Source organism: Citrobacter sp. R56, assembly GCF_016811995.1.
Taxonomy (GTDB): Bacteria; Pseudomonadota; Gammaproteobacteria; order Enterobacterales; family Enterobacteriaceae; genus Citrobacter_D; species Citrobacter_D enshiensis.
Genome location: NZ_CP069159.1, coordinates 3,433,826 through 3,460,232, shown reverse-complemented (window position 1 = coordinate 3,460,232; position 26,407 = coordinate 3,433,826). Strand labels below are relative to the sequence as shown.

Genomic DNA, 26,407 nt, shown 5'->3' with positions numbered 1-26,407 from the left:
CACGTAGGCCGGTAAGCCATCTGGCTACTTAGCGCAATTAGAAGTTATAACCTACGACCAGGTATCCACCCCAACCGGTAGAACGGACGTTCTCTTTCATCCAGTTCAGATCGGCATCGTCATTCCATTGACCACCGTTATGCCAGTAACGGGCAACGACAGAGTAATGCCAGTGATCGTAGTTCAGTGCCAGGATGTGGCTTGACGCGATGGAGTCGTTAGTACGCTGTTTAATACCATTTTCAGCATACTGGCTCTTGTCGCCCAGATCGGAACCCCAGTCGAAGTTGGTGAAGCCGATGTAGCTCAGGTTACCGCCCCACAGTTGGGTGATTGGTACAAAGTATTTCACTTTGAAACGGTAGCCATCCCACTCGTTTTCATTTTCAGCGCCGTAGTTCTGCCACTGGTATTTCGCATAGACGTTCATGGACAGGCTCATCGGCAGACCGGTGTCGATGTCGGTACCCAGACCCATGTACCAGGTGCTCTGGCGACCATCTTTGTTACGACCCATGTCGTAGATGTAGTTGTTCGCGAAGTACCACTCTTTAAACGGACCAAAGCTCAGGTCGGTATTGGTCAGTTTGTCGATAGAGAAACGCGGTTCGATTTCCATAAACAGCGGGGAACCGTGGTTCCAGATACCTTTCGCATCGGTGTTACCACCGAAGAATACCGGGGCATCCGCGTAGCCGTAGAAGTCAAACCAGTCTTTTTTCGCGAAAGCTTCATATTCCAGATAGGTATCGTTACGGATCTGCGGTCCGAAACGCGTGTGGTAGCTACCGACCACGTTTACGCTCTGGTGCCACCAGTCAGAAAGATATTCCGGTTTGTCGTTTTCAGCTGCATTAACGGTGAAAGACGACGAGAGCGCCAGCACTGCACCGGCTGCGAGTAATGTTTTTTTCATATGTATGCCACTGTTTAAAAATCCCTTGCGGGAGTGAAAAAGGCGCAAATTGCGTTTCTAAATATTTCGTGTTTCTGCGGAACCTATTATAAAAACCCTTGCTCACAAAAATATGTCTTGTTTCACAGTTCTATCATTCACGTAATCGATTGCGTTCACGTTTGCGTACTTTAAGCGATGAGAATGTACTGACTCTAATGAATGTAGTCAATTTTCACTAAAAGTGAGGGGGATGTAAGGGGAATAACAAAACTGAGCGGAGATATGTTGCGGAACGAACAAAACGTTCCGCGTGGGCGTTTATTGCGTCACAGGCTGGATGTCGTGGATGCGAATGAACCCTGGCTGGTCCGGAGTCAATCCCTTTAACTGTAACGGAATATCAATGTCGCTGGGCGCAAGAAGACTGGCAGGGGCGTTAATCAATTGATTATGTACATTCACCTCCTGATAATTTTCAGTCGTTCCCTGGAGCTGTCCGTATTCCACCGTACCGCTGAATGCCGGTAATGGATCGTTGGACTCACCCTGAATACGCAGCGTCAGACGCGTACCGTCGGCATTAGGGGCAATATTGATAAGCGACATGCGCAGTGTGCCAATCTGGCTGTTCAGACGGGCTGGCGTTTTGGAACCCGGTAACAGGTAAACGCCGCTGGACGATTTCGCATTCAACGTGTTTTGCTGCGTTATTTTTATGGTTTCCTGGTTCAACTGGGTCATTTCTGCACTCAGCGTACTGACGCTGTGATGCATCTGGCGTACTTCGCTCTGTTGCACACAGGCGCTGAGACTAAAGAGGCTTCCCACCAGGAGAATTCTTAGGTAACGTCTTGTCATGTAGATTATTTCCTTCATTGTCGGGATAACCTAATGGTAGGTCTCTACGTGAGCAAAGGCATAGATCCTTTGTCTCAAAAGCGCTCTGCCTTTGTTGTCACGTCAGTTCAGGGTAAAATAGATTTCGTTAACCACTGAGGTACAGGACGCCGTATGCATTGCCCATTCTGTTTCGCCGTAGACACTAAGGTTATTGACTCTCGTCTGGTCGGCGAGGGCTCTTCAGTACGCCGCCGTCGGCAGTGTCTGGTCTGTAATGAACGTTTCACGACGTTTGAAGTCGCGGAGCTTGTGATGCCGCGCGTGATAAAAAGTAACGATGTGCGTGAACCTTTCAACGAAGAGAAGCTGCGTAGCGGTATGCTCAGAGCGTTGGAAAAACGCCCGGTCAGCGCCGACGACGTAGAAATGGCGTTAAATCACATTAAATCGCAACTGCGCGCCACCGGGGAGCGTGAAGTTCCCAGTAAGATGATCGGCAATCTGGTGATGGAACAACTGAAAAAGCTTGATAAAGTTGCCTATATCCGTTTTGCCTCCGTGTACCGCAGTTTTGAAGATATCAAAGAATTCGGCGAAGAGATCGCTCGCCTACAGGACTAAGCCATGCTGGATGAGTTTTACATGGCGCGAGCGCTGAAACTTGCTGCGCGCGGGCGGTTCACCACGCATCCCAACCCGAACGTCGGTTGCGTGATTGTCAAAGAGGGCGAGATTGTCGGTGAAGGCTATCATCACCGCGCCGGTGAACCTCATGCTGAAGTCCATGCGCTGCGTATGGCGGGCGAGAAAGCCAAAGGTGCCACTGCGTATGTCACGCTGGAACCGTGCAGCCATCATGGCCGTACGCCGCCGTGCTGTGATGCATTAGTGGCGGCAGGTGTCACCCGCGTCGTCGCGGCCATGCAGGATCCCAACCCGCAGGTGGCCGGGCGAGGACTGTATCGTCTGCAACAGGCAGGCATTGACGTGAGCCACGGGCTGATGATGAGCGACGTGGAAGCGTTGAATAAAGGCTTTCTCAAGCGGATGCGTACGGGATTTCCGTATATTCAGCTGAAGCTTGGCGCCTCGCTCGATGGCCGCACGGCGATGGCCAGCGGCGAAAGCCAGTGGGTCACCTCGCCACAGGCGCGGCGTGACGTGCAGCGTCTGCGCGCGCAAAGCCATGCCATTCTGACCAGCAGTGCGACGGTACTGGCTGACGATCCGGCATTAACGGTGCGCTGGGATGAACTGGACGCGGATACGCAGGCGTTTTATCCGCAGGAAAATCTGCGCCAGCCGGTGCGCATTGTTATCGACAGTCAAAACCGCGTCACACCCGAACATCGCATTGTGCAGCAGCCGGGTGAAACCTGGTTTGCCCGTACGCACAGCGACGATCGCCACTGGCCGGAAGGCGTAAAGTCAATCATTACCCCGGAGCACAACGGCCATCTTGACCTTGTCCTGCTGATGATGCAGCTTGGCAAACAGCAGATTAACAGTCTCTGGGTTGAAGCGGGACCGACGCTGGCGGGGGCATTGTTACAAGCCGGATTAGTGGATGAGCTTATCGTCTATGTTGCGCCTAAACTGTTAGGAAGCGACGCCCGGGGATTATGTGTACTGCCGGGGCTTGAGAAATTAAGTCAGGCCCCCCATTTTAAATTCAATGAGATACGCTATGTAGGCCCGGATATTTGCCTGCATTTAGTGGGCGCATGATCTCCCGGTTCGAAAGGGAAGCAGCGCACAAAATATTATGATAAAATCCGCCCCCCTGCGGGGCCACAAATGAACCCGAAGGAAGAGTATGAACATTATTGAAGCTAACGTTGCTACCCCGGACGCTCGCGTCGCCATCACCATTGCGCGTTTCAACAACTTTATCAATGACAGCCTGCTTGAAGGTGCGATTGACGCCCTGAAACGTATTGGTCAGGTAAAAGATGAAAACATTACTGTCGTTTGGGTTCCGGGCGCGTATGAGCTGCCGCTGGCGGCTGGCGCACTGGCAAAAACCGGTAAATATGACGCGGTGATTGCGCTGGGTACGGTTATCCGTGGCGGTACTGCACACTTCGAATATGTCGCTGGCGGGGCAAGCAATGGCCTGGCGCATGTCGCTCAGGAAAGCGGAATCCCGGTAGCCTTTGGTGTTCTCACCACTGAAAGTATTGAACAAGCTATTGAACGTGCTGGCACTAAAGCCGGTAATAAGGGCGCTGAAGCTGCACTGACCGCGCTTGAAATGATTAATGTATTGAAAGCCATTAAGGCCTGATTTTTGTAAGGGGAAATCCGTGAAACCTGCTGCTCGTCGCCGCGCCCGTGAGTGTGCCGTCCAGGCGCTCTACTCCTGGCAGTTGTCCCAGAACGACATCGCTGATGTTGAATACCAGTTCCTGGCGGAACAAGACGTCAAAGACGTTGACGTCCTGTACTTCCGTGAACTGCTGTCGGGAGTGGCGACTAATAGCGCGTATCTCGACGGTCTGATGAAGCCGTACCTGTCCCGCCTGCTGGAAGAGCTGGGTCAGGTAGAAAAAGCGGTGCTGCGCATTGCGCTGTTTGAACTGTCCAAACGTCAGGATGTGCCATACAAAGTGGCCATTAACGAAGCTATCGAACTGGCGAAAACCTTCGGTGCCGAAGATAGCCACAAGTTCGTCAACGGCGTACTGGATAAAGCAGCACCTGTGATTCGCCCCAACAAAAAGTAATCTGCAGGCCGTCAGAAGAGCGGGATGTTTCCGCTTGCCTGGCGGCCTTTTCTTTTTTCCTGCTGAGGCATAACGTATGGCATGCGGCGAGTTCTCCCTGATTGCCCGTTATTTTGATCGTGTAAGAAGCTCTCGCCTCGATGTCGAGACCGGCATTGGTGACGATTGCGCTCTCCTGAATATCCCTGAAAAACAGACCCTGGCGATCAGCACCGATACGCTGGTGGCGGGCAACCACTTCCTTCCTGATATTGATCCTGCCGATCTGGCCTATAAGGCGCTGGCGGTAAACCTAAGCGATCTGGCTGCGATGGGGGCCGACCCCGCCTGGTTGACACTGGCATTGACGCTCCCCGAGGTGAATGAAGCCTGGCTTGCCGCGTTCAGTGACAGTCTGTTTGAACAACTCAATTATTACGGTATGCAGTTGATCGGCGGCGATACCACGCGTGGACCGTTGTCGATGACGCTGGGTATCCATGGCTATGTCCCCGTCGGGCGTGCCTTAAAACGCTCGGGTGCGAAACCGGGCGACTGGATCTACGTTACCGGAACGCCAGGCGACAGCGCCGCAGGGCTGGCGATTTTACAGAATCGATTACAGGTCGCAGAGGCGAAAGATGCAGAGTATCTGTTGAAGCGCCATTTACGTCCTATGCCGCGTATTTTGATCGGCCAGGCGCTGCGCGATCTGGCGAGTGCGGCTATCGATCTCTCCGATGGACTGATCTCCGATTTGGGCCATATCGTCACGGCCAGCGGTTGTGGGGCTCGTGTTGATGTGGACGCATTACCGTACTCCGATGCGCTCTCCCGTCATGTGGCGCCAGATCAGGCTCTGCGTTGGGCGCTCTCCGGCGGTGAAGACTATGAATTATGCTTTACCGTCCCGGAAATTAACCGCGGCGCACTGGATGTGGCTATTGGTCAGCTTGGCGTTCCGTTTACCTGCATTGGGCAAATGAGCGCAGATGTGGAAGGCATGAATTTTGTGCGTGACGGGAATCCTGTCACCTTTGACTGGAAAGGATATGACCATTTTGCCACGCCATAAAGATGTCGCGAAAAGTCGGTTAACACTATGTAATCCGTGGCATTTATTGGCGACAGGATTTGGCAGCGGGCTTAGCCCTGTCGTGCCAGGTACAATGGGGTCGCTGGCGGCGATCCCTTTTTGGTATCTGATGACATTTTTACCCTGGCAGCTCTATTCTCTGGTGGTGATGCTGGGGATCTGCATCGGTGTTTATCTTTGCCATCAGACGGCGAAAGATATGGGCGTGCACGATCACGGTAGCATTGTGTGGGACGAGTTTATCGGGATGTGGATAACCCTGATGGCATTACCCACCACGGCCTGGCAGTGGGTGGCCGCCGGGTTTGTGATTTTCCGTATACTTGATATGTGGAAGCCCTGGCCGATCCGCTGGTTTGACCGCAACGTTCATGGCGGAATGGGGATTATGGTCGATGATATCGTCGCGGGCGTGATTTCCGCCGGAATCCTGTATTTCATCGGACATCACTGGCCGATTGGGTTGATTTAAACGCGCATATTGCCGGATGGCCCGGCCCACGGATTTGCACGACGCCAGTGTAGGCCCGGTAAGCGTAGCGCCACCGGGCGAGATTTTGCCGGATGGCGGCATGAATGTCCGATCCGACCTACGGGTTTGCACGGTGCCAGCGTAGGCCCGGTAAGCGTAGCGCCACCGGGCATTATCACATTACTTAAACCCCACCACCGGATGCGGTTTGTACGGTGTTTCCAGTTCGGCAATCTGTTCGGGTTGCAGCGTTAAGTCCACGGCATTCAGCAGTTCATCGAGCTGTTCTTCGCGTGATGTGCCGATAATTGGCGCAGCGACGCCACGTTTACTCAGCAGCCAGGCCAGTGCGACCTGGGAACGTGTCGCGCCAAGCTCTTCACTGACGCCAGCCAGACGTGCGGCGATTTGCGCGTCATTTTCATCGCTCTCATTGTACAAATTTTTGCCTACCTCATCAGAGACCAGACGGGCGGTGGTTTCACCCCAGGGCCGCGTCAGGCGTCCGCGCGCCAACGGACTCCAGGGGATCACCGCCACGCCTTCCTGGTAACACAGCGGCAGCATTTCGCGCTCTTCTTCACGATAGATAAGGTTGTAGTGATCCTGCATGCTGACGAACTGTGCCCAGCCATGCTGTTTCTGGAGCGCCAGCGCCTGCGCGAATTGTGCTGCGTACATAGAAGAGGCGCCGAGGTAGCGTGCCTTGCCGGACTTTACCACGTCGTTCAGGGCTTCCAGCGTCTCTTCAATGGGCGTGTTGTAGTCCCAACGGTGAATTTGCAGAATATCGACATAGTCCATGCCAAGGCGGGTGAGGCTGTCATCAATTGAACGCAGAATTTGCGCCCGGGATAATCCTTCCGGCAGGTCGCCGACGGGATAAAAGACTTTGGTCGCGACCACCACCTCTTCGCGACGGGCAAAATCCCGCAGGGCGCGTCCGACAATTTCTTCGCTGCTCCCGTCGGAATAACTGTTGGCGGAATCGAAGAAATTAATGCCGCCAGCGAGTGCGCGTTGAATGATGGGGCGACTGCTTTCTTCCGGTAGCGTCCAGGCGTGATTGCCGCGATCCGGTTCACCGAACGTCATGCAGCCCAGGCAGAGGCGAGAGACCCGGAGATCCGTTTTTCCTAACGTATTGTATTGCATGATACCACTCCTGCTTTGCTGTTCATCGTTCAAGCATAGCAGGAGTGAGGAGGGGAGTTACGCCAGCCAGGCCTTGATTCTGGCTTCAATACCTTCAGCGTTGAGTCCCAGTTCTGCACGAGCTTCGTCCTGGGTCCCTTGTGGGATGAAATGGTCTGGCAAACCGAGGTTAAGCACCGGCACGGGTTTACGATGCGCCATCAGCACTTCGTTGACACCGCTGCCTGCACCGCCCATGACGGCGTTCTCTTCAAGGGTGACCATTGCCTCGTGGCGAGCTGCCATTTCCAGAATCAACGTTTCATCCAGAGGTTTCACAAAACGCATATCGACTAAGGTCGCATTGAGTGACTGCGCCACTTTGGCCGCTTCTGGCATCAGCGTACCGAAATTCAGAATCGCCAGTTTTTCACCGTGGCGTCTGACGATCCCTTTGCCGATCGGCAGTTTTTCCAGCGGCGTCAGTTCAACCCCTACCGCATTACCGCGTGGATAACGTACGGCGGCAGGACCCTCGCTGTAGTGATAGCCGGTGAAGAGCATCTGACGACATTCGTTTTCGTCGCTCGGCGTCATGATGACCATTTCCGGAATGCAGCGCAGGAAGGAGAGATCGAACGCCCCCTGATGTGTCTGCCCGTCAGCACCCACAATCCCCGCCCGGTCGATAGCAAACAGGACCGGCAGTTTTTGAATCGCGACATCGTGCAGCACCTGATCGTAGGCGCGTTGCAGGAAGGTGGAGTAAATCGCCACCACCGGCTTATAACCGCCAATCGCCAGACCGGCCGCAAAGGTCACCGCGTGTTGTTCAGCAATCGCCACATCGAAATAGCGATCGGGGAATTTACGCGAGAACCCCACCATCCCGGAACCTTCACGCATCGCCGGTGTGATGGCCATCAGTTTGTTGTCTTTGGCCGCCGTTTCACATAACCAGTCGCCGAAGATTTTCGAGTAACTCGGCAGGCCGCCGCTGCTTTTGGGCAGACAACCGCTGGAGGGATCAAATTTGGGAACGGCGTGGAAGGTAATCGGGTCTTTTTCTGCGGGTTCGTAACCACGACCTTTCTTGGTCATGATGTGCAGGAACTGCGGTCCTTTCAGGTCGCGCATGTTCTTCAGCGTGGTAATGAGTCCGACGACGTCGTGACCATCGACCGGCCCGATGTAGTTAAAGCCCAGCTCCTCAAACAGCGTGCCGGGGACGACCATGCCTTTGATATGTTCTTCGGTGCGCTTGAGTAACTCTTTAATCGGCGGTACGCCGGAGAAGACTTTTTTCCCGCCTTCGCGTAGCGAAGAGTACAGCTTGCCGGAAAGCAGCTGCGCCAGATGATTGTTCAGCGCGCCGACATTCTCGGAGATCGACATTTCGTTGTCGTTCAAAATGACCAGCATGTCCGGCTTGATATCGCCCGCATGGTTCATCGCCTCAAACGCCATCCCTGCGGTGATGGCACCGTCGCCAATCACACAGACGGTACGGCGGTCTTTACCTTCCTTTTCAGCGGCAACGGCAATACCAATTCCGGCGCTGATGGAGGTAGAAGAGTGACCGACGCTCAATACGTCGTACTCGCTCTCTTCACGCCACGGGAAGGGGTGTAAACCGCCTTTCTGGCGAATGGTGCCGATTTTATCGCGGCGGCCGGTGAGAATTTTGTGCGGATAAGCCTGATGCCCCACGTCCCAGATCAACTGGTCAAACGGGGTATGGTAGACATAGTGCAATGCCACGGTCAGTTCTACCGTGCCCAGCCCGGAGGCGAAGTGTCCACTCGAACGGCTTACGCTGTCGAGTAAATAGCGGCGCAGCTCGTCGCAGAGTTTCGGCAGGCTCTCTTTCGGGAGCAGACGTAACTCCTGGGTGGAATCGACCAGTGCCAGGGTAGGGTATTTGGCTATATCAAAACTCATCAGAGACTCATCGTTTGTTTACCCAAATTGCCGTGTGTCCACGGCAATTCATTGCTCAGGGTAGTCAATTATTTATCACGCTGGATTATGTAGTCCGCTAGCGCTTCCAGTGCCGAAGTATCGAGTGATAATGCGGCCAGTTGACGTAAAGACTGGCGCGCGTCATCAATCAGATCCTGGGCTTTATTCCGGGCTTGCTCAAGGCCCAAAAGTGCAGGATAGGTACTTTTGCCAAGTTGCTGATCAGCCCCCTGACGTTTACCCAACGTTGCAGTATCGCCCACCACATCCAGAATGTCATCCTGAACCTGGAAGGCTAAGCCGATACTTTCTGCGTATTTATCGAGTATCGGCAGGGCATTTCGTCCGTTTTCTCCGGCACTTAGGGCACCGAGACGAACCGCGGCGCGAATGAGAGCGCCAGTTTTATGGCGATGGATTCGTTCCAGCGCTTCCAGCGGGACCTGTTTTCCTTCGGCATCAAGATCCAATGCCTGGCCGCCGCACATGCCCGCGATACCGCTCGCGTTCGCCAGTTCTGAGATCATGGCGATACGGTCGCGATCGGCGACTTCCGGCATCGGCGCGTCGCTGATGATGGAGAACGCCAGGGTTTGCAGGGCATCGCCCGCGAGGATCGCGTTGGCTTCACCAAATTTTACATGACAGGTCGGCAGACCGCGACGCAGATCATCGTCGTCCATCGCCGGTAAATCATCATGGATCAATGAATATGCATGTATGCACTCAACGGCGGCTGCCGGGGCATCAAGCGTAGTGATGCTGACGCCAAACATCTGACCGGTCGCGTAAACCAGGAACGGGCGCAGGCGCTTACCGCCTAATAGTGCGCCATACTGCATGGTTTCAACCACGGGAGTGTTCTGAAAGGGCAGTGGTGCGATAAAACGACTCAACGCCTGGTTTGCTTGCTCAACGCAAGCCTGTAACTGCTGCGTAAAATCCATTTACTTACTCATTGTCCGGTGTAAAAGGCGTGGGTGAGGCGTCTTCATTATCAGTCAGCAGGATCTGCACACGCTGTTCAGCTTGTTGCAGCTTAGCCTGCCCCTGACGTGCCAGCTGCACGCCACGTTCGAATTCGTTCAGCGCCTCTTCCAGCGGCAGGTCGCCACTTTCCAGACGGGTAACAATCTGTTCCAGCTCGCTCAGCGCTGTTTCAAAGCTGGCGGGCGCCTCGTTTTTCTTCGGCATAATGAATGTCTGACTCTCAATATTTTCAGCCCCACCATGGTAACGGACTCAGGGCAATTATCAAATAACGTGCAATGTGCACAGGAGGCGCGCGATGGTGGTATACTTGCGCCCCTGGATGCAGCCGCAGGTGTGGGCTGCTGTATTTTTCCCATAACAAGTCCTTTAGACTTGCCAACGAACCATTGCCGCCATGAAGTTTATCATTAAATTGTTCCCGGAAATCACCATCAAAAGCCAATCTGTGCGTTTGCGCTTTATAAAAATTTTGACCGGAAACATCCGTAACGTTTTAAAGCACTATGACGAGACGCTTGCCGTTGTCCGCCACTGGGACAATATTGAGGTTCGCGCCAAAGATGAAAACCAGCGTCTGGCAATCCGCGACGCGCTGACCCGCATTCCGGGTATCCACCATATTCTCGAAGTGGAAGACGTGCCGTTCACCGACATGCACGATATTTTCGAGAAGGCGCTGGTCCAGTATCGCGACCAACTGGAAGGTAAAACCTTCTGCGTCCGCGTCAAGCGTCGTGGTAAGCACCCCTTCAGCTCTATTGAAGTCGAACGTTATGTCGGCGGCGGTTTGAATCAGCACATTGAGTCCGCGCGTGTGAAGCTGACCCACCCGGATGTGACCGTACATCTGGAGGTGGAAGACGATCGCCTGCTGCTGATCAAAGGTCGTTACGAAGGTATTGGCGGCTTCCCGATCGGTACACAGGAAGATGTCCTGTCGCTGATTTCTGGTGGTTTTGACTCCGGTGTTTCCAGCTACATGCTGATGCGTCGCGGCTGCCGCGTGCATTACTGCTTCTTTAACCTCGGCGGTGCTGCCCATGAAATCGGCGTGCGTCAGGTTGCTCACTATCTGTGGAACCGCTTCGGCAGTTCGCACCGCGTGCGTTTTGTCGCGATCAACTTTGAACCAGTGGTTGGCGAGATCCTTGAGAAAGTAGATGACGGCCAGATGGGCGTGGTACTTAAACGCATGATGGTGCGTGCGGCGTCGAAAGTGGCGGAACGTTATGGCGTACAGGCGCTGGTGACCGGCGAAGCGCTGGGCCAGGTGTCCAGCCAGACCCTGACCAACCTGCGTTTGATTGATAATGTCTCCGACACGCTGATCCTGCGCCCGCTGATCTCTTACGATAAAGAGCACATCATCAATCTGGCGCGCCAGATTGGTACGGAAGACTTTGCGCGGACCATGCCGGAATACTGCGGCGTGATCTCGAAAAGCCCGACGGTGAAAGCGATCAAAGCGAAGATTGAAGCGGAAGAAGAGAATTTCGACTTTAGCATCCTCGATAAAGTGGTCGAAGAAGCAAACAATGTCGATATTCGCGACATTGCGCAGCAGACCCAGCAAGACGTGGTGGAAGTTGAGACCGTCAGCGGTTTTAGCCCTAACGATGTGATTCTGGATATTCGCTCCATCGATGAGCAGGATGACAAACCGCTGAAAGTCGAAGGCGTGGATGTGGTGTCTCTGCCATTCTACAAACTGAGCACCAAATTCGGCGATCTCGACCAGAGTAAAACCTGGTTGCTGTGGTGCGAACGCGGTGTGATGAGCCGTTTGCAGGCGCTGTATCTGCGCGAGCAAGGCTTCGAGAACGTGAAGGTGTATCGCCCGTAGTTGTTGTTTACCCCGGCCATCTGCGCCGGGGTAAGTTTAATCCTGCGAATAAAGCGTCGCGACGCTTCTCACCAACTGGTCGGCAATTTGCGGGATGGCTTCTGTACTAAAAAATCCCATCGTCACCGCAATCGCAACCAGCTCTCCATTTTTATTCCGCAGCGGACAGGCAATCGACTGTGCGCCAGGGATCCCTTGCGTCGGATTGTGGCGCACCGCATAGCCCTGAGACTGTATCTGTTCAATGAGTTGCGCTTGCGCCTTATTCTGCGCCTGATAGTGGGAATAACTCATGAACACTTGCCCTGCTGAACTGGCATCAAGCGGAACGGGCGTATTGGGCAGAAAATCGATATCCACGTTACGAAAACTGCGATTGTAGTGCTTAAGCACCAATCCTGTGTCGGTCGCGATGACGACACCGGTTGAATGGTTGAAGGTATCGCGAAAAGCGATCAGCAGCGTATTAAGCTCACTCACCGGATCGCGTGCTGCCGCCGGATCTCCCGCCATCTGAAGAAGGGTTGACCCCAGGCAATAGAGCCCTTTTTCGTTTTGCCCCAGCATACCCGTTCGACAGAGCGAAACCAGATACTTATGTAAACGACTTTTGGACAATTTGCATCCGGTGGCGATATCGATTGCCCGCGCCTGACCGTTTTGACTGGCAACAAACGTCAGAATGTTGACGGCGATATCAACCGAATTTACCCCTTGCGATGTTTCAGCCATATGCGTTCTCTTTTTTTATCCATCGCGAGTATACCATCGCGGCTGAAATCCTTACTGCCTTCGCAATTTAAAAAGCGCGCTACGCCTAAATGGTGAGACGTTGACCTGTATCAAGTTAATCAATGGTGTACCTGGATTAACTAATGGTGAACTTTTGTGGAGGCAAGGACATGGATGCATTGAGCAATACCCGATTAAAAAGAAGAACCCTGCTAAAAGGGTTTGGCGTAGTGGGGTTATCGTCACTGGTGCCAACGTTTCTGACGCTGCGCCAGGCCAACGGTTCACCGTTGCCCCGGGTTCGCCTTAAGCAAACGGATTACCAGACGTTTCAGTCGACCTGTGCGATGGAATGTTTGCACTGCAACCTGACGGCGTATGTCTGGAAAGACCGCTTAATGAAAATTGAAGCGACGAAAGGCTTCAATGTGAAGTGCTGTTTGCGGGGAATTAGCCGGACGAAATGGGTCTACCACCCGTTACGCTTAACGCAACCGCTGCTGCGTACGGGGGAAAAAGGCGAGGGTAAATTTAAGCCGATCAGCTGGGATGCCGCGCTGGATCTGATTGAAAAGAAAATCAGGGAGACAATCGGCACTGACGGCAATAAAGGTTTACTGCTCACAGCCGCTTCCGGGAACATGGACTCCATCAAGAATGATATGGGCAAAGCCTTCTTCGATTATCTCGGTGGCAGTACAAAAACGGCCGGCTCGTTATGTTGCGCAGCGGTCACCGCCGCGATGATGCCGATGGTGGGACTGCGTTATGCCGATACCCGCGACACGATAGCAGACAGCCGCTACATCTTGTGCTGGGGAAACAATCCGGCAGTCACCATGCACGCCTATTTTAAACATTACTCACAGGCGCAACGCAACGGTGCGCGACTGGTGGTGATCGATCCGCGATTTAACGAAACGGCGGCGAAAGCTGACGAGTGGGTGCCGATTGTGCCTGGTACAGATATCGCGCTGGCGTTAGGGATGATCAACATCATCATGCAGGAGAAACGCTATGACGCTGACTTCCTGCGTGCGCATACCGGAGCGGTTTACCTGGTCGATAAACAGCAGCAGTTGATGCGTGTTGACCCGAAGGAAGCAGACAGCTATCTGGTATTTGATACGCTGACCCAGACCCTGAAACGCCATGATGCGCCAGGCGTCATGCCTGCATTGCTGAGTGATGAATTGCCCGCCAGCAGTGATTTTACCACCGTGCTTGATAACGTATGGGCACAGGCGAAGCCCTGGACGGCGCAAAAGGTAGAGGAAGAAACCGATGTCCCCGCGCAGACGGTATTACGCCTGGCGCGGGATTACGCGTCAACGCAACCGGCGATGATTGTCCAGAACATGTCCGGTGCGCAGCGAACCGAGTTTGGCACTTACGTTGCGGCCAGCCAGTTTTATCTCGCGCTGATCACCGGCAATATCGGCAAAGCCGGGGCGGGGGTTTGCGATGCCGGTGGCGTCAGACAGATGGCAAAATTTTCGCCCATCGTCCCTCCGGCACCCAATGCCGCCAAAATCCCCTCCATTCCTATTCCCAAAATCGGTGACTGGGTCGTTAACGAAAAACCGCACGCGATTAAGTTCTGGTGGAACATGACGCTGGGGGCCATGACACAACTGCCGAATACCAATCAGGTCAGGGAAGCCTTTAAAAAAGTGCCGTTTGTGGTGGTAGCCGACAATCTGATGAGTTCGTCTGCGTTGTACGCCGATCTGGTTTTGCCTGTAACCACGATTTTTGAAGATGTCAGCTTAATGGCGGGCGTGCGCAGTCACTATGTGCAACTGATGGAAAAAGCGGTGGAACCCCCAGGAGAAGCAAAACCCGATTACTGGATTTTTGCTCGCCTGGCCGAGCGCTTTGGCTTTGGTGAGGTCTTTAACCAGCCCATTGAACACTACATCGATACCTGTCTTAAAGGCTCGGGCATTACCCGTGAAATGTTGAAAAAAGGGCCGGTATGTCCTGTTGAGGAAGAGTGGATCCCGTTTAAAGACGGGCAGTTCCGCACATCGACCGGCAAAGCGCACCTCTACATAGAGGAGTGGGCCAAAAAGGATTTTCTGCCGGTGGTGACCTGGAAGCAGGTGAAAGAGTCGGTAAAAGGTTCGCCTGAACTGGCGAGTCAGTATCCGCTAATGGCGGTGCAGCGCAAACTGGCGCGCAGTGTGCATTCCAGCCACGGCATGAACGAATGGATCCTCGAAGTTCAGCGTAACCGCCCGAACGTGATGATTCACCCTGAAGACGCCCGCCAGCGTCAGATCCAGGCAGGAGAGTGGGTCGTGGTGTTCAATCATCGCGGACAACATCGGGCGATTGCCGACGTGACCACACATATCAAACGCGGGGTGGTGAGTCTGGATAACGGTTGGTGGGAGCAACAGGGCGGAAGCAGCAGTCATGTCACTAACGATCAGGTGGAAGTGTTGGGGAATGGACACTGTTGCAACAGTACGCTGGTGGATGTGAGAAGGGAGGCATAATCGCGATGAAACAATATGGATTTCTTATTGATATGCAGAATTGCTATGGCTGCAAAACCTGTAGCATGGCCTGCAAATCGGAAAATATGACCCCTCTTGGGGTGTTATGGCGTCGGGTTCGCGAACGTCATACGGATGAACCCAACACCCAGGCGTTTATTAGTATGTCGTGCAATCAGTGCGATGACCCGCAGTGTATGAAAGTGTGTCCAGCGGGAACGTATACGAAGCGGGCTGATGGCATCGTGATACAGGATCACGAGCGCTGCATTGGCTGTCGGATGTGCATCATGGCCTGCCCGTGGAGCGCGCCGGTTTACGATCCCGAAGAAGGTAAAACCAGTAAATGCAACCTGTGTGCCGAACGCCTTGATGAGGGGTTACAGCCACGTTGCGTGGAGTCCTGTCCGGCAGGCGTATTACGCTTTGGTGAGATAGCGGAATTGCGTAAGGAACACACGACGCAGTGGGCGATACTGGAAAAACGCTACAACCTGCCCGATCACACGATCAGTCAGCCAAACATTGTCATTATTCCCCCCAGGGATTGAGGAGAACGAAATGGAACATTATGAATTGCCATTGGTTTTCTTCACCGTCTTTGCGCAGTGGGGAATTGGCGGCGTACTGGCGTTAACGCTGTGTCAGCATTTCAGCACAAAAAAATTCAGCGCGATGCAATACCGCACGCTGGCATCATGGTTCTGGGTTATCACGGTGCTGGGATCGTTTGCCTCGCTGGCGCACCTGGGATCGCCTGAAGGCGCTTATCGCTCGCTTTTCGGGTTAGGGAATTCCTGGCTTAGTCGGGAAGTGGCGATGTTTATTGCGTTGAATGGCGTGATATTCTGCTGGCTAGTGCTGTGTTGGTATAAGCCTGAACATCATGCCGTTGGCCTTCTGGGGGGAATCACTGCGCTTGTGGGGCTGATATCTATTCTGGTGACGTCGCAGGTTTACCATCAGATGGTGCTGCATCCGCTGTGGTCTTCGGTTGCTACACCTGTCAGTTTTTTGGCAACGGCTATTCTGCTCGGGTTTATGAGTGTGGCGGTGGCGTTTGGCTACTGGCATAACGCATCCCCGATCTTATGCAAATCTGGGATCATCATCGGAATTTTGTTAAGCGCAGGCGCGTTGTTGATCCGCTTCCAGGTTCCGGGCGCTGATGCTGCAAGTCCTCTGTTCTGGTGGCAGCTATTAGCCAGTATCTGTGTTGCCGTATGGGGCATTTCTCGCCTGAATGTTGGGGTAAGCGCTTACGCGTGGGGGGCCGTTATTGTGACGGGCGAACTGGCGGGAAGAATGCTGTTTTACAGTAATGTCATGAGCGGAGCGCCATGGTTCTAAGCGGGTATGTTTTTCCCTCTTCGAACGCAGTATTTTTGCAGGCCGGATGACGAAGTATTACGCCGTCATCCGGCAATCTGACACTGTTATTCAAAGCGAATGGGGAGCGTTTTCCCATTCGATTCCCAGACACCCTGATAGACACCCTCTTTTAAATCCAGCGTGATCTTCTCTTCGGTTTCAGCAGAAATACTCGTTCTCAGCTCATAGTGCTGAGCATTCTCCGTACCGCATTTACCGGTAAGTTCGATAGGTGAGCCGTATTTTTCATAAAAGTAGGCTCCGCTGGCCGATGCTTCATTACAGGTGATATTCATCACGATGCGCATACTTTTTCCCAACGTGCCGTAGACTAACTTGCCGTTAAGCGAGGGGGCAGGGGAGAGGGTTTTTTCACTGTTACCGGAAGTCAGTGACTTCCCGTAGGGGGTCAGTTGGTCGTGTAACGTTGCGGCGGCGATTTTCGTCGTGAAATCACCGAGCTCATCCATCGCGCGGCTTGCATGGTTGCTGCAACGTCCATTAATGAAGACGAGATCGCCTTTCTGGAGCGAGAAATTATCAACATAGTACAGCCCGCCCTCATACGTCGCGCATGAGGCATAGAACTCTTCGTAATTAAAATCTTCGCCTTTTTCCGCTTTGATTTGCTCTGCCGACTCGGACTTATGCTTATCAACAAAGGTGGTTATCTGGGAGCGAATATCTTTTCTGACGCGGGTGTTTAACTGGGCAATGGTGGCCGGGGAAAACAGATCGTCGAGGGTGATATTTGCACCGCTCGCTAGATCGAAGCTCAGTGGAACATTGTAAGACTCGCAATAGGCGCCGCAGCCTTCCACAAAAAGGTTTAATGTCAGTATTTTGCTGTCACGATATTCGACGGTGTAGTCCAGATTGGCGGTGGCATCAATGCCGCTTTTTGCCAGTTTATTCAACGTGGCCTGCGGATCGTTACCCGGCAACTGGTTCAGAAAACGGGAGAAGATAAAATCGTTGATGCGTTTTGCGGCTTGTGGGTTATCCGCTGAGGTGAACCAGGGGAGACGATACTGAATTTCCGTGCTCTCAGGATAGTTGAAGCTGAGGTTCTTAATGTCTAACTGCGTCGCCATCACGCAGCCAGAATACAACCATAAAGCCACTCCGGTCAGACATCCCTTCATCTGTTATTCCTTTATTAAGATTAAGCCGGCCGCTGAAGTGGCCTTGAAATTACTCGTAGTAGTTATAAATGCCTGCCGCCATAACTAACTGTGACGCGACCTGATGGGCCTTTTCGCGCCCGACCAGCAGGTCAATGATTTTCAGGCCAAAGTCGATAGATGTCCCTGGCCCCTGACTGGTCAACAGGTTAACGCGCGGGTCCCAAACTACACGTTTGTCCTGCCACTGTTCAGCCGGGATTTTATCTTTCAGCGCGGGGAATCCGGTCATATTACCGAGCGGGAAGATATTGTGCGGAACCAGTACCGTTGCCGCCGCCGCGCAGATTGCCGCGACGATACGTCCGGAGCGATGGAACTGTTTGACCGTTTCAACCAGCAACGGGCTGTCGCGAAAACATTCGGCGCCTTTTATACCGCCCGGTAACACAATAATGTCGAAATCGCCGTCAGCCACTTCCACCAGAGGCGCGTCCGCGAGCAGCTTCACACCACGCGAACAGACGATGGTCAGGGAGCCGTCGCTGGCCACGCTCGCCGTAGTGACCTGAATACCGCCACGAACCAGGAGATCGATAGTTGTAACCGCTTCGGTCTCTTCACTACCAGGGGCGAGACATACCAGTGCTTGAGCGCTCATACTCACTTTCCTTTCGCTTTATCATTTCAAACAGACGGGCGTTTTCCGTAACGGCAATACCATGCGCGCGGGCGCGTTTTAATAAGTAGCCGGTAATGTAATCGATCTCGGTATGGCGCAGAGCACGAATATCCTGCAGCATGGATGAGATGTTTTGTGCCGTACTGTCAATCACTTGCTCAACATAATAGCGTAAATCATCCACCGAGGTATGGTGCCCTTCACGCTCGATAACCGCCGCCACCTCCTGACAGATCAGCATGATTTGTTCAGGGTGTTGCCGCAGTTCGCCATTTGGGCAGTTCCACAGGGCGGTGAGCGGATTTATCACGCAGTTCACGGCCAGTTTGCGCCACATTTCAGTACGAATATTGTTGTGCCAGGCAACATCAGGTAGCACGTTCTGCAGGAGATCGGCGAGGTAACTGTAATCACCATCCTGTTCACGCGCTGGACCAATGCGCGTTGTCCCATTGGCTACGTGGATAATAATGTTGCCATCGCGCCTTGCGGCATGAGTGGTGGTGCCCATCAGCAGCGGTTGAGAAATGCTTTGCAGTTCTTCAATCGTACCCATTCCATTGTGAATCAACAGAATCGGTGTGGTCACCGGCAGAATTGCCGCAAGCCCTTTCACGGCGTCCGAGACTTGCCAGGCTTTGAGTGTCACCAGCAACAGATCGCTTTTCGCGAGAAAATCGGGGTCGTTCGCCGTCAGGGATTCATTAAAAATCGAACCATCGGTCTCGATCAGGTTCACGCTGCAATAAGGTTGCGGCACCCGCAGCCAGCCTTGTACTTCATGTCCATGTTTGCACAGCGCTGTAAGCCAAAGTTGCCCTAAGGCTCCGCATCCCAATACGGTTATTTTCATTCTTCCTCCTCACCCGCAACAGCACCGGGCGTTCTTCCACATAGTATAGCGCTGTCTGTCAGGGAACTTTGCAGGTATTATGCTTCGCATCAAAAACAGAGGGAGAGGAAAAGATGCCATCTTTCGATATTGTGTCTGAAGTTGATCTTCAGGAAGCGCGTAACGCAGTCGATAATGCGAGCCGCGAAGTTGAGTCACGCTTTGATTTTCGGGGCGTTGAGGCCACTTTTGAGCTGAACGAGGCGAATAAGACGATCAAAGTCCTGAGCGAATCTGATTTTCAGGTCAATCAGTTGCTGGATATTTTGCGTGCCAAGCTGCTGAAACGCGGCATTGAAGGGACGTCTCTGGACGTACCGGAAACCTTCGTCCACAGCGGTAAAACCTGGTTTGTTGAAGCGAAGCTGAAACAGGGCATTGAAAGCGCCGTGCAGAAGAAAATCGTCAAGCTGATTAAAGACAGCAAGCTGAAAGTGCAGACGCAGATTCAGGGCGAGGAAATTCGTGTGACCGGTAAGGCACGTGACGATCTGCAGTCCGTGATGGCGCTGGTGCGCGGCGGCGATCTGGGGCAGCCGTTCCAGTTTAAAAACTTCCGCGACTAAGTGGTCATGCCGGATGGCGCACAGCATTAAGGCCTACAATATCAACGTAATGTGTAGGCCCGGTAAGGCTGAACGCCGCCATCCGGCGTAATGAAGAATTACGCGGGTTTGATGGTTTGCTCAACCTCAAACCGATTGGTGATTTTGCTGTCGATCTTCACGTAGGCGGAATGTTCGCTCGCCACAATCAGCACTTCACTCACCCCCTCTTTTGCCATCAGGCGCTGTTTGAGGGCGTCATCAGCGGCAACATCCGCTGGAATTTCGACGCGTAAGCTGCTGACATACGGCGGTTCTTTCATGGTACTGGCAACCGCCAGCCACACGGCCGTCAGCACGACCCCCGCCAGAAACACTGCCTGACCGTCAAACATCCCATCGACCCAGCCGCCCAACGAACCGCCAATCGCCACGCCCAGGAACTGGCTGGTGGAGTAGACGCCCATTGCGGTTCCTTTATAACCGGCGGGGGACTCTTTGCTGATAAGCGAAGGAAGGAGGGCTTCCATCAGGTTGAAGGCGAGGAAGAAAAGCTGAACCCCGGCAATCAGTCCCCAGAAATGGACATCCGCTCCCCACAGCACAATTTCCGCTATCAGGATCAGCGCCACGCACCACAGAAACACCCGCTTCATCTTGCGTTTTACTTCCGCATAAATAATGAAGGGCACCACGGAACCAAAAGAGATCAACATGGTGACCAGGTAAATCTTCCAGTGCTCGGCGGCGGGAAAACCTGCGGCGGTGAGTTGACCGGGGAGGGCAACGAAGGTAGACATCAACAGGATGTGCAGGCACATAATGCCGAAGTTGAGCTTTAGCAGTTTGGGTTCGGCCAGTACCTTGCTGAAACTGCCTTTTACCATCCCGGATTCGCGGTTCAGCACATGGTTAGTACTGTTCGGCACCACCCAGACAGTCAGAATAATACCGAGTGTGGCCAGTACCGCAATCATCCAGAACAGGGCATTCAGCCCCAGGGCGTGGGTGATGACTGGCCCGAGCACCATCGCAATGGCGAAGGTAATACCAAAACTGACGCCAATAAACGCCATCGCTTTGGTGCGATTTTGCTCGCGGGTTAAATCCGATAACAGCGCCATGACGGCGGCGGCGATGGCACCGGACCCTTGCAGCGCACGCCCCAGAATGATTCCCCAAATAGAGTGGGAGAGGGCGGCGATCACGCTACCGGCGACAAACACCGCCAGGCCGCCGACAATAAGCGGCTTGCGACCAATACGGTCAGAGAGCAATCCGAAGGGGATCTGGAAAACGGCTTGCGCCAGCCCGTAAATGCCGATGGCAAGTCCAATCAAGGCTTCGCTGGCACCTTGTAGCGCCATACCGTAAGTGGTCAGAACAGGCAGGACCATAAACATGCCGAGCATGCGCAAAGAAAATACGGTCCCTAAACCCCAGGTGGCGCGCAACTCGCCTGGCGTCATTTTGTAATCGTTCATTCCCACCTCTGTATACAATTCGCGACTAGTGTAAAGCGGTACGCCAGCGGGGTAAATACGCGGTTAATGAGAAAATATTACGTGCCTAATTAATTTGCGATGTGAATAAAAAAGGGCGCCGGAGCGCCCTTTTTGTGCGATGTTTTACTTACCAGGCATACGTTAGCAGGTTTTGCGAATTCGGCACCATAAAGTCGACGGACATCATCACGGAGAGCGCGGTAATGGCGATGATGGAGAAGCCGAAGAGCTTGCGCGCCCAGACTTTATCATCTTCCACTTTGTAACCGCGCAGCGCCATGCCAAGCCACCAGACGCTTACTGCCGCTGCGACGATCAGGTATTTGTAACCTGCGTAGCCGCCAAGGGTCAGCATCAGGGTGGCGATAGCAAACGCCACGATGTACAGCGTGATGTGGTTTTTCGCGACCGAAATACCTTTGACCACCGGCAGAACCGGGATATTGGCTGCCTGATAATCCTTAAAGCGGAAAATCGCGATGGCATAGGAGTGCGGCATTTGCCACAGGCTAAAGATCGCCAGCAGAATCAATGCGCCGCTGTCGAACTCACCCGTTACGGCGCAGTAGCCAATCACCGGCGGCGCAGCGCCGGAGAGAGAGCCAATCAGCGTGCCGTAAACGGAGTGGCGTTTCATGTACAGGCTATAGACGCCAACATACACCACGAAGCCCATCACCCCCAGCCAGCAGGCCAGAGGGTTAGCGCCAAACCACAGCAGCATGAAGCCAGCAATACCCAGCAGGGTGGCGTACACCAGCGAGACGTTAGGAGAGATCAGGCCTTTTACCAGCACCCGATTCTTGGTCCTTTCCATCTTCCTGTCGATATCCCTGTCGATGTAGTTGTTAAATACACAACCCGACGCCACAACCAGTGACACACCGATCAGCGTGTAGATAAACAGGGGGTAATCGATGCTGCCTTTTGAGGCCAGCAGGAACCCCCCAATCACCGAGATCAGGTTGCCAAAGATGATGCCTGGTTTCGTTACTTGCAGGTATTGCTTAAACATCATACTCGCCGCTCTTAGTGCATCATCATGTTGTAGTTGAGGTTCCACATAATCCAGATGGAGCCCACAACCAGGATGGCGATGATCAACACGGTAAAGACGAAAGCCGTCATGTTCCAGCCTTCATCAGATTTGGTGTTCATGTGCAGGAAGCACACCAGATGCACCAGAATCTGTACCACTGCCATCGCAAGAATCGTCCCCAGAATTACGGCTGGAGAGGCAGAACCCGTCATCACCATCCAGAACGGAATGACCGTCAGGATGATCGACAGGATAAACCCTGTCATGTAGGTTTTTACGCTGCCATGGGACGCGCCGCTGTGTTCGGTAGAATGACTCATTACATCGCCCCCATCAGATAAACAACAGTGAACACACAGATCCACACCACATCCAGGAAGTGCCAGAACAGGCTCAGGCACATGATGCGGGTACGGTTAGTGCTGGTCAGGCCGCGACGGGCGATTTGCACCATCAGCACCGCCATCCAGATAAGACCGGAAGTGACGTGCAGACCGTGCGTACCGACCAGCGCGAAGAACGCAGACAGGAAGCCGCTGCGATCCGGACCCATACCTTCAACAACCAGGTGATGGAATTCATAGATTTCCATCCCGATGAAGCCTGCGCCAAACAGCCAGGTCAGCATCAGCCAGGAGATGACCTGACTCTTGTTGTTTTTGTACATGGCGATCGCCGCCATGCCGTAGGTGATGGAGCTGAATAACAGCAGGAACGTTTCTACCAGAACGAACGGCAGTTCAAAAATGTCCTTACCTGTTGGGCCACCTGCAGTGCCGTTCACCAGAACGGCATAGGTTGCAAACAGAATAGAGAACAGAATGCAGTCGCTCATCAGGTAGATCCAAAATCCGAAGATTTTGGTCTGGCCTGCATCGTGGTGCCCGTGTTCGTGCGCGTGGGCAGTCGCGTGCGCTAAAGTATCAGTTGCCATTTTTCAGCCCTGCCTTAGAAATCTCATCGAAATGCTGATTTTCCAGTTTTTCGACTTCCGGGACTGGTACGTAGTAGTCCACGTCCTCGTCAAAGCTTTTCACAATCCAGCTGATGATCATGCCTGCGAAGCTTGCAATCGCCAGCCACCAGATATGCCAGATCATGGCGAAACCGAAGAGGGTTGCGAAGGCGGCAATGACAATGCCCGCACCGCTGTTTTTCGGCATATGAATTTCTTCATAGTGCGTAGGCTGTTTGTACGCTTCGCCTTTTTCTTTCATTTCCCAGAATGCATCACGCTCGTGAACGTGCGGCACAACGGCAAAGTTATAGAACGGAGGCGGGGAAGAGGTTGCCCACTCCAGCGTACGGCCACCCCATGGATCGCCTGTCAGGTCACGGTTCTGGTCGCGGTCGCGAATAGAAACGTAGATCTGGATGACCAGACACAGAATACCCAGCGCAATCAGCGCGGCGCCGCAGGCGGCAATCATCAGCATGGTGTGGAACTGTGGGTCAATCTGCTGGCTGAGGCGACGGGTCATCCCCATGAAGCCCAGCACGTACAGCGGCATAAATGCCACGAAGAAGCCGATGATCCAACACCAGAATGCGCGTTTACCCCAGGTTTCGTTCAACGTGTAGCCAAACGCTTTTGGCCACCAGTAAGTCATACCCGCGAAGCAACCGAAGACCACGCCACCAATGATAACGTTGTGGAAGTGGGCAATCAGGAACAGGCTGTTATGCAGAACGAAGTCGGCACCCGGAACCGCCAGCAGAACACCGGTCATACCACCCACAGAGAAGGTGACGATAAAACCGATGGTCCAAAGCATCGCGGAGTGGAATACGATACGCCCCTGGTACATGGTGAACAGCCAGTTGAAAATCTTCACCCCGGTCGGGATGGCGATAATCATCGTGGTGATACCGAAGAAGGCGTTTACGTTCGCACCCGCACCCATGGTGAAGAAGTGGTGCAGCCAGACGATGAACGACAGCACGGTAATACACACGGTTGCCCACACCAGTGAGGTGTAACCAAACAGGCGCTTACGCGAGAAGGTTGCTGCGACTTCAGAGAACACCCCAAACACTGGCAGAATCAGAATGTACACTTCCGGATGGCCCCAGGCCCATATCAGGTTGATGTACATCATCATGTTGCCGCCCATATCGTTGGTAAAGAAATGGGTGCCCAGATAGCGATCCAGGGTCAGCAGCGCGATGGTGACTGTCAGAATAGGGAACGAGGCGATGATCAGTACGTTCGCACACAGCGATGCCCAGGTAAATACCGGCATCTTGAACATGGTCATGCCCGGCGCACGCATCTTCAGAATCGTCACGAAGAAGTTGATACCGGTCAGCGTCGTACCGATACCGGAGAGCTGGAGACTCCAGATCCAGTAATCTACCCCGACACTTGGACTGTACTCTATTCCTGAAAGCGGCGGATACGCCAGCCAACCGGTCTGTGCGAACTCACCGACGCCCAGAGACAGGTTAACCAGAATGACACCGACAACGGTGAACCAGAAGCTCAGGTTGTTCAGGAACGGGAAGGCAACGTCACGTGCGCCAATCTGCAGCGGAACCACCAGGTTCATCAGACCGATAACAAATGGCATTGCCACGAAGAAGATCATGATCACGCCGTGCGCCGTGAAGATCTGGTCGTAGTGGTGAGGCGGCAGGAAGCCTGCTTCCCCGGCCGAGGCCAGCGCCTGCTGACTACGCATCATGACCGCATCCGCAAAGCCACGCAGCAGCATGACGATTGCGACGATGACATACATGATGCCAAGGCGTTTGTGGTCAACCGAAGTTAGCCACTCTTTCCACAGATAGGTCCACTTACCGAAGTAAGTAATGAGGCCCAGTAAGGCCGCCCCACCGATGATAATGGCAGCGATCGTAACCATGACGATAGGTTCATGGAACGGGACTGCATCCAGTGTTAATTTTCCTAACATCGTATCTTCCTCAACCCCCTGAATGGGCGGATTCCGCGTGGCTCATGTCCATGCCTTCCATTCCTTCATGTGAGCTGTGCTCGGCTGAAGGGTGGGTCATGTCCATACTCTTACCGTGAGCCATGAATTTGTTAATAACGTCTTTAAACAAATCCGGTTTCACAGTGGAGAAATATTCCACCTGGTTGTATTCGCTTGGTGCAGCCACTTTATCGAACGCTGCCATGTCATTCATGGTGTTCGAAGACTGTTTCGCTTTAGCAACCCATTGATCGAATTCGGCGCGGTCCTTTGTTGCGATAGCCTTGAACTTCATGCCGGAGAAGCCTGGTCCGCTGTAGCTTGCGGAGATACCATCATAAGTACCGACTTCGTTGGCGATCAGATGCAAACGCGTTTGCATACCGGCCATGGCATAGATCTGGCTACCCAGACGCGGGATAAAGAAGGAGTTCATCACGGAGTTGGAGGTCACTTTGAACTCAACCGGAGTGTTCGCCGGGAAGGCGATTTCATTTACGGTTGCAATGCCTTGTTCCGGGTAGATGAAGAACCATTTCCAGTCCATGGAAACCACTTCAATGGTAATCGGCTTCTCGTCATGCGCCAGCGGTTTGCTTGGCTCAAGAGCGTGAGTGGTTTTCCAGGTCAGTACGGCAAGGAAGATGATGATTAAGATAGGCACCGTCCAGACCACAGCTTCCACTTTATTGGAGTGTGACCAGTTCGGGCTGTACTTCGCATCTTTATTGCTCGCACGGTACTTCCAGGCGAAACCAACAGCCATCAAGATGGCGGGAATAACGACAATCAACATCAGGCCAAATGCCGTCAGTATCAATGAACGTTGTTCCAGTCCAATCTGTCCTTTAGGGTCAAGCAGCGCAGAATTACAGCCACTGAGTAATGCAGTGCCTGCAATTAATGACAACCATCCCAAACTTTTATTGTATTTCCTGAGTCTCATTTAACGACCTCAATTCCACGGGACCGGGTGGCGTTTAAAGTGTGTGGGCATTTTACGGGAAGGTTACATTACTGTAAACATCAATGGATCTGTGTTACCGGGTTCTGCCGCACGTGTCACATATGTTGCACGGGGTGTTGAATTGACTTTAAGAACCTGTTGCAACATGACGTTATAACGAAAGTGGG

The 26,407-nt window shown here is 53.3% G+C and carries 27 protein-coding genes; 11 read left to right on the top strand and 16 right to left on the bottom strand.

What is annotated here, in order from left to right; all coding sequences use genetic code 11:
- Positions 1–37: 37 nt before the first annotated feature.
- Together JM656_RS16375 and JM656_RS16370 are read right to left on the bottom strand one after the other, a co-directional pair.
- On the bottom strand, positions 38–916 hold the full coding sequence (locus JM656_RS16375; RefSeq protein WP_203358683.1) for a nucleoside-specific channel-forming protein Tsx: 879 nt from the start codon (positions 914–916) through the stop codon (positions 38–40).
- A gap of 300 nt (positions 917–1,216) precedes the next feature.
- On the bottom strand, positions 1,217–1,756 hold the full coding sequence (locus tag JM656_RS16370) for a DUF3251 domain-containing protein (RefSeq protein WP_192611358.1): 540 nt from the start codon (positions 1,754–1,756) through the stop codon (positions 1,217–1,219).
- Between the two features lie 153 nt (positions 1,757–1,909).
- Between JM656_RS16370 and nrdR the strand changes: the two genes are divergently transcribed.
- The 6 genes from nrdR to pgpA all read left to right on the top strand — a co-directional run bounded on the left by nrdR (position 1,910) and on the right by pgpA (position 6,011).
- Positions 1,910–2,359, top strand: a complete 450-nt coding sequence (gene nrdR / locus JM656_RS16365; RefSeq protein ID WP_162378968.1) for a transcriptional regulator NrdR — start codon at positions 1,910–1,912, stop codon at positions 2,357–2,359.
- Between the two features lie 3 nt (positions 2,360–2,362).
- Positions 2,363–3,466, top strand: a complete 1,104-nt coding sequence (ribD, locus tag JM656_RS16360) for a bifunctional diaminohydroxyphosphoribosylaminopyrimidine deaminase/5-amino-6-(5-phosphoribosylamino)uracil reductase RibD (protein ID WP_203358682.1) — start codon at positions 2,363–2,365, stop codon at positions 3,464–3,466.
- Positions 3,467–3,554: 88 nt separating this feature from the next.
- Entirely contained in the window at positions 3,555–4,025 is a 471-nt protein-coding gene (gene ribE / locus JM656_RS16355) for a 6,7-dimethyl-8-ribityllumazine synthase (RefSeq protein WP_203358681.1), read from the top strand.
- 19 nt (positions 4,026–4,044) lie between these two features.
- On the top strand, positions 4,045–4,464 hold the full coding sequence (gene nusB / locus JM656_RS16350) for a transcription antitermination factor NusB (RefSeq protein WP_192611360.1): 420 nt from the start codon (positions 4,045–4,047) through the stop codon (positions 4,462–4,464).
- A 76-nt stretch (positions 4,465–4,540) separates the two neighbouring features.
- On the top strand, positions 4,541–5,518 hold the full coding sequence (thiL, locus tag JM656_RS16345) for a thiamine-phosphate kinase (RefSeq protein ID WP_203358680.1): 978 nt from the start codon (positions 4,541–4,543) through the stop codon (positions 5,516–5,518).
- Positions 5,496–6,011: a phosphatidylglycerophosphatase A gene (pgpA, locus tag JM656_RS16340; protein WP_192611362.1), complete on the top strand. Its 516-nt coding sequence runs from the start codon at positions 5,496–5,498 to the stop codon at positions 6,009–6,011. Before thiL ends, pgpA begins: the two co-directional genes overlap by 23 nt.
- A 180-nt stretch (positions 6,012–6,191) precedes the next feature.
- On the opposite strand, the gene JM656_RS16335 is transcribed toward pgpA, so the two are convergent.
- From JM656_RS16335 to xseB, 4 genes are all read right to left on the bottom strand, one after another.
- Positions 6,192–7,166 (bottom strand): aldo/keto reductase, encoded by a 975-nt coding sequence (locus tag JM656_RS16335; protein ID WP_203358679.1) that lies wholly within the window; start codon positions 7,164–7,166, stop codon positions 6,192–6,194.
- A 57-nt stretch (positions 7,167–7,223) separates the two neighbouring features.
- Positions 7,224–9,086 (bottom strand): 1-deoxy-D-xylulose-5-phosphate synthase, encoded by a 1,863-nt coding sequence (dxs, locus tag JM656_RS16330; protein WP_203358678.1) that lies wholly within the window; start codon positions 9,084–9,086, stop codon positions 7,224–7,226.
- A gap of 68 nt (positions 9,087–9,154) precedes the next feature.
- Positions 9,155–10,054 (bottom strand): (2E,6E)-farnesyl diphosphate synthase, encoded by a 900-nt coding sequence (gene ispA, locus JM656_RS16325; protein ID WP_162378961.1) that lies wholly within the window; start codon positions 10,052–10,054, stop codon positions 9,155–9,157.
- Between the two features lie 4 nt (positions 10,055–10,058).
- Positions 10,059–10,301, bottom strand: coding sequence for an exodeoxyribonuclease VII small subunit (gene xseB / locus JM656_RS16320; RefSeq protein ID WP_192611365.1), 243 nt, complete (start codon positions 10,299–10,301; stop codon positions 10,059–10,061).
- A 193-nt stretch (positions 10,302–10,494) separates the two neighbouring features.
- Between xseB and thiI the strand changes: the two genes are divergently transcribed.
- Positions 10,495–11,943, top strand: coding sequence for a tRNA uracil 4-sulfurtransferase ThiI (gene thiI, locus JM656_RS16315; protein WP_192611366.1), 1,449 nt, complete (start codon positions 10,495–10,497; stop codon positions 11,941–11,943).
- A gap of 36 nt (positions 11,944–11,979) precedes the next feature.
- On the opposite strand, the gene JM656_RS16310 is transcribed toward thiI, so the two are convergent.
- A complete protein-coding gene (locus tag JM656_RS16310; protein WP_203358677.1) occupies positions 11,980–12,675 on the bottom strand; it encodes an IclR family transcriptional regulator in 696 nt (231 codons plus the stop codon).
- A 170-nt stretch (positions 12,676–12,845) separates the two neighbouring features.
- Between JM656_RS16310 and JM656_RS16305 the strand changes: the two genes are divergently transcribed.
- Genes JM656_RS16305 through JM656_RS16295 form a run of 3 tightly spaced genes read left to right on the top strand, consistent with a single transcriptional unit; the run spans position 12,846 to position 16,529 of the window.
- Positions 12,846–15,179 (top strand): molybdopterin-dependent oxidoreductase, encoded by a 2,334-nt coding sequence (locus JM656_RS16305; protein ID WP_203358676.1) that lies wholly within the window; start codon positions 12,846–12,848, stop codon positions 15,177–15,179.
- A gap of 5 nt (positions 15,180–15,184) precedes the next feature.
- Positions 15,185–15,730: a 4Fe-4S dicluster domain-containing protein gene (locus tag JM656_RS16300; RefSeq protein ID WP_238929159.1), complete on the top strand. Its 546-nt coding sequence runs from the start codon at positions 15,185–15,187 to the stop codon at positions 15,728–15,730.
- A gap of 10 nt (positions 15,731–15,740) precedes the next feature.
- Complete coding sequence (locus tag JM656_RS16295) at positions 15,741–16,529, top strand: DmsC/YnfH family molybdoenzyme membrane anchor subunit (protein ID WP_203358675.1); 789 nt, start codon at positions 15,741–15,743, stop codon at positions 16,527–16,529.
- 86 nt (positions 16,530–16,615) lie between these two features.
- Here the strand turns inward: JM656_RS16295 and JM656_RS16290 are convergent, their stop codons facing one another.
- The 3 genes from JM656_RS16290 to panE are packed head-to-tail and all read right to left on the bottom strand — an operon-like array spanning position 16,616 to position 19,209.
- The gene (locus JM656_RS16290) at positions 16,616–17,695 is read right to left on the bottom strand and encodes a hypothetical protein (RefSeq protein ID WP_203358674.1); all 1,080 of its coding nucleotides are present in this window, start codon (positions 17,693–17,695) and stop codon (positions 16,616–16,618) included.
- Between the two features lie 49 nt (positions 17,696–17,744).
- A complete protein-coding gene (yajL, locus tag JM656_RS16285; RefSeq protein ID WP_203358673.1) occupies positions 17,745–18,335 on the bottom strand; it encodes a protein deglycase YajL in 591 nt (196 codons plus the stop codon).
- A complete protein-coding gene (panE, locus tag JM656_RS16280) occupies positions 18,298–19,209 on the bottom strand; it encodes a 2-dehydropantoate 2-reductase (protein ID WP_203358672.1) in 912 nt (303 codons plus the stop codon). Before panE ends, yajL begins: the two co-directional genes overlap by 38 nt.
- A 113-nt stretch (positions 19,210–19,322) precedes the next feature.
- Between panE and JM656_RS16275 the strand changes: the two genes are divergently transcribed.
- Positions 19,323–19,814 (top strand): YajQ family cyclic di-GMP-binding protein, encoded by a 492-nt coding sequence (locus tag JM656_RS16275; protein ID WP_203358671.1) that lies wholly within the window; start codon positions 19,323–19,325, stop codon positions 19,812–19,814.
- Between the two features lie 98 nt (positions 19,815–19,912).
- Here JM656_RS16275 and JM656_RS16270 read toward each other — a convergent pair whose 3' ends face one another.
- From JM656_RS16270 to cyoA, 6 genes are all read right to left on the bottom strand, one after another.
- On the bottom strand, positions 19,913–21,277 hold the full coding sequence (locus tag JM656_RS16270) for an MFS transporter (RefSeq protein WP_203358670.1): 1,365 nt from the start codon (positions 21,275–21,277) through the stop codon (positions 19,913–19,915).
- Positions 21,278–21,425: 148 nt separating this feature from the next.
- A complete protein-coding gene (gene cyoE / locus JM656_RS16265; RefSeq protein ID WP_162378953.1) occupies positions 21,426–22,316 on the bottom strand; it encodes a heme o synthase in 891 nt (296 codons plus the stop codon).
- 11 nt (positions 22,317–22,327) lie between these two features.
- Complete coding sequence (locus tag JM656_RS16260; protein WP_162378952.1) at positions 22,328–22,657, bottom strand: cytochrome o ubiquinol oxidase subunit IV; 330 nt, start codon at positions 22,655–22,657, stop codon at positions 22,328–22,330.
- Positions 22,657–23,271, bottom strand: coding sequence for a cytochrome o ubiquinol oxidase subunit III (locus JM656_RS16255; protein ID WP_203358669.1), 615 nt, complete (start codon positions 23,269–23,271; stop codon positions 22,657–22,659). The genes JM656_RS16260 and JM656_RS16255 overlap by 1 nt, the downstream gene beginning before the upstream one ends.
- Positions 23,261–25,252, bottom strand: coding sequence for a cytochrome o ubiquinol oxidase subunit I (gene cyoB / locus JM656_RS16250; protein WP_203358668.1), 1,992 nt, complete (start codon positions 25,250–25,252; stop codon positions 23,261–23,263). The genes JM656_RS16255 and cyoB overlap by 11 nt, the downstream gene beginning before the upstream one ends.
- A gap of 10 nt (positions 25,253–25,262) precedes the next feature.
- On the bottom strand, positions 25,263–26,219 hold the full coding sequence (cyoA, locus tag JM656_RS16245; protein ID WP_203358667.1) for a cytochrome o ubiquinol oxidase subunit II: 957 nt from the start codon (positions 26,217–26,219) through the stop codon (positions 25,263–25,265).
- Positions 26,220–26,407: the final 188 nt, after the last annotated feature.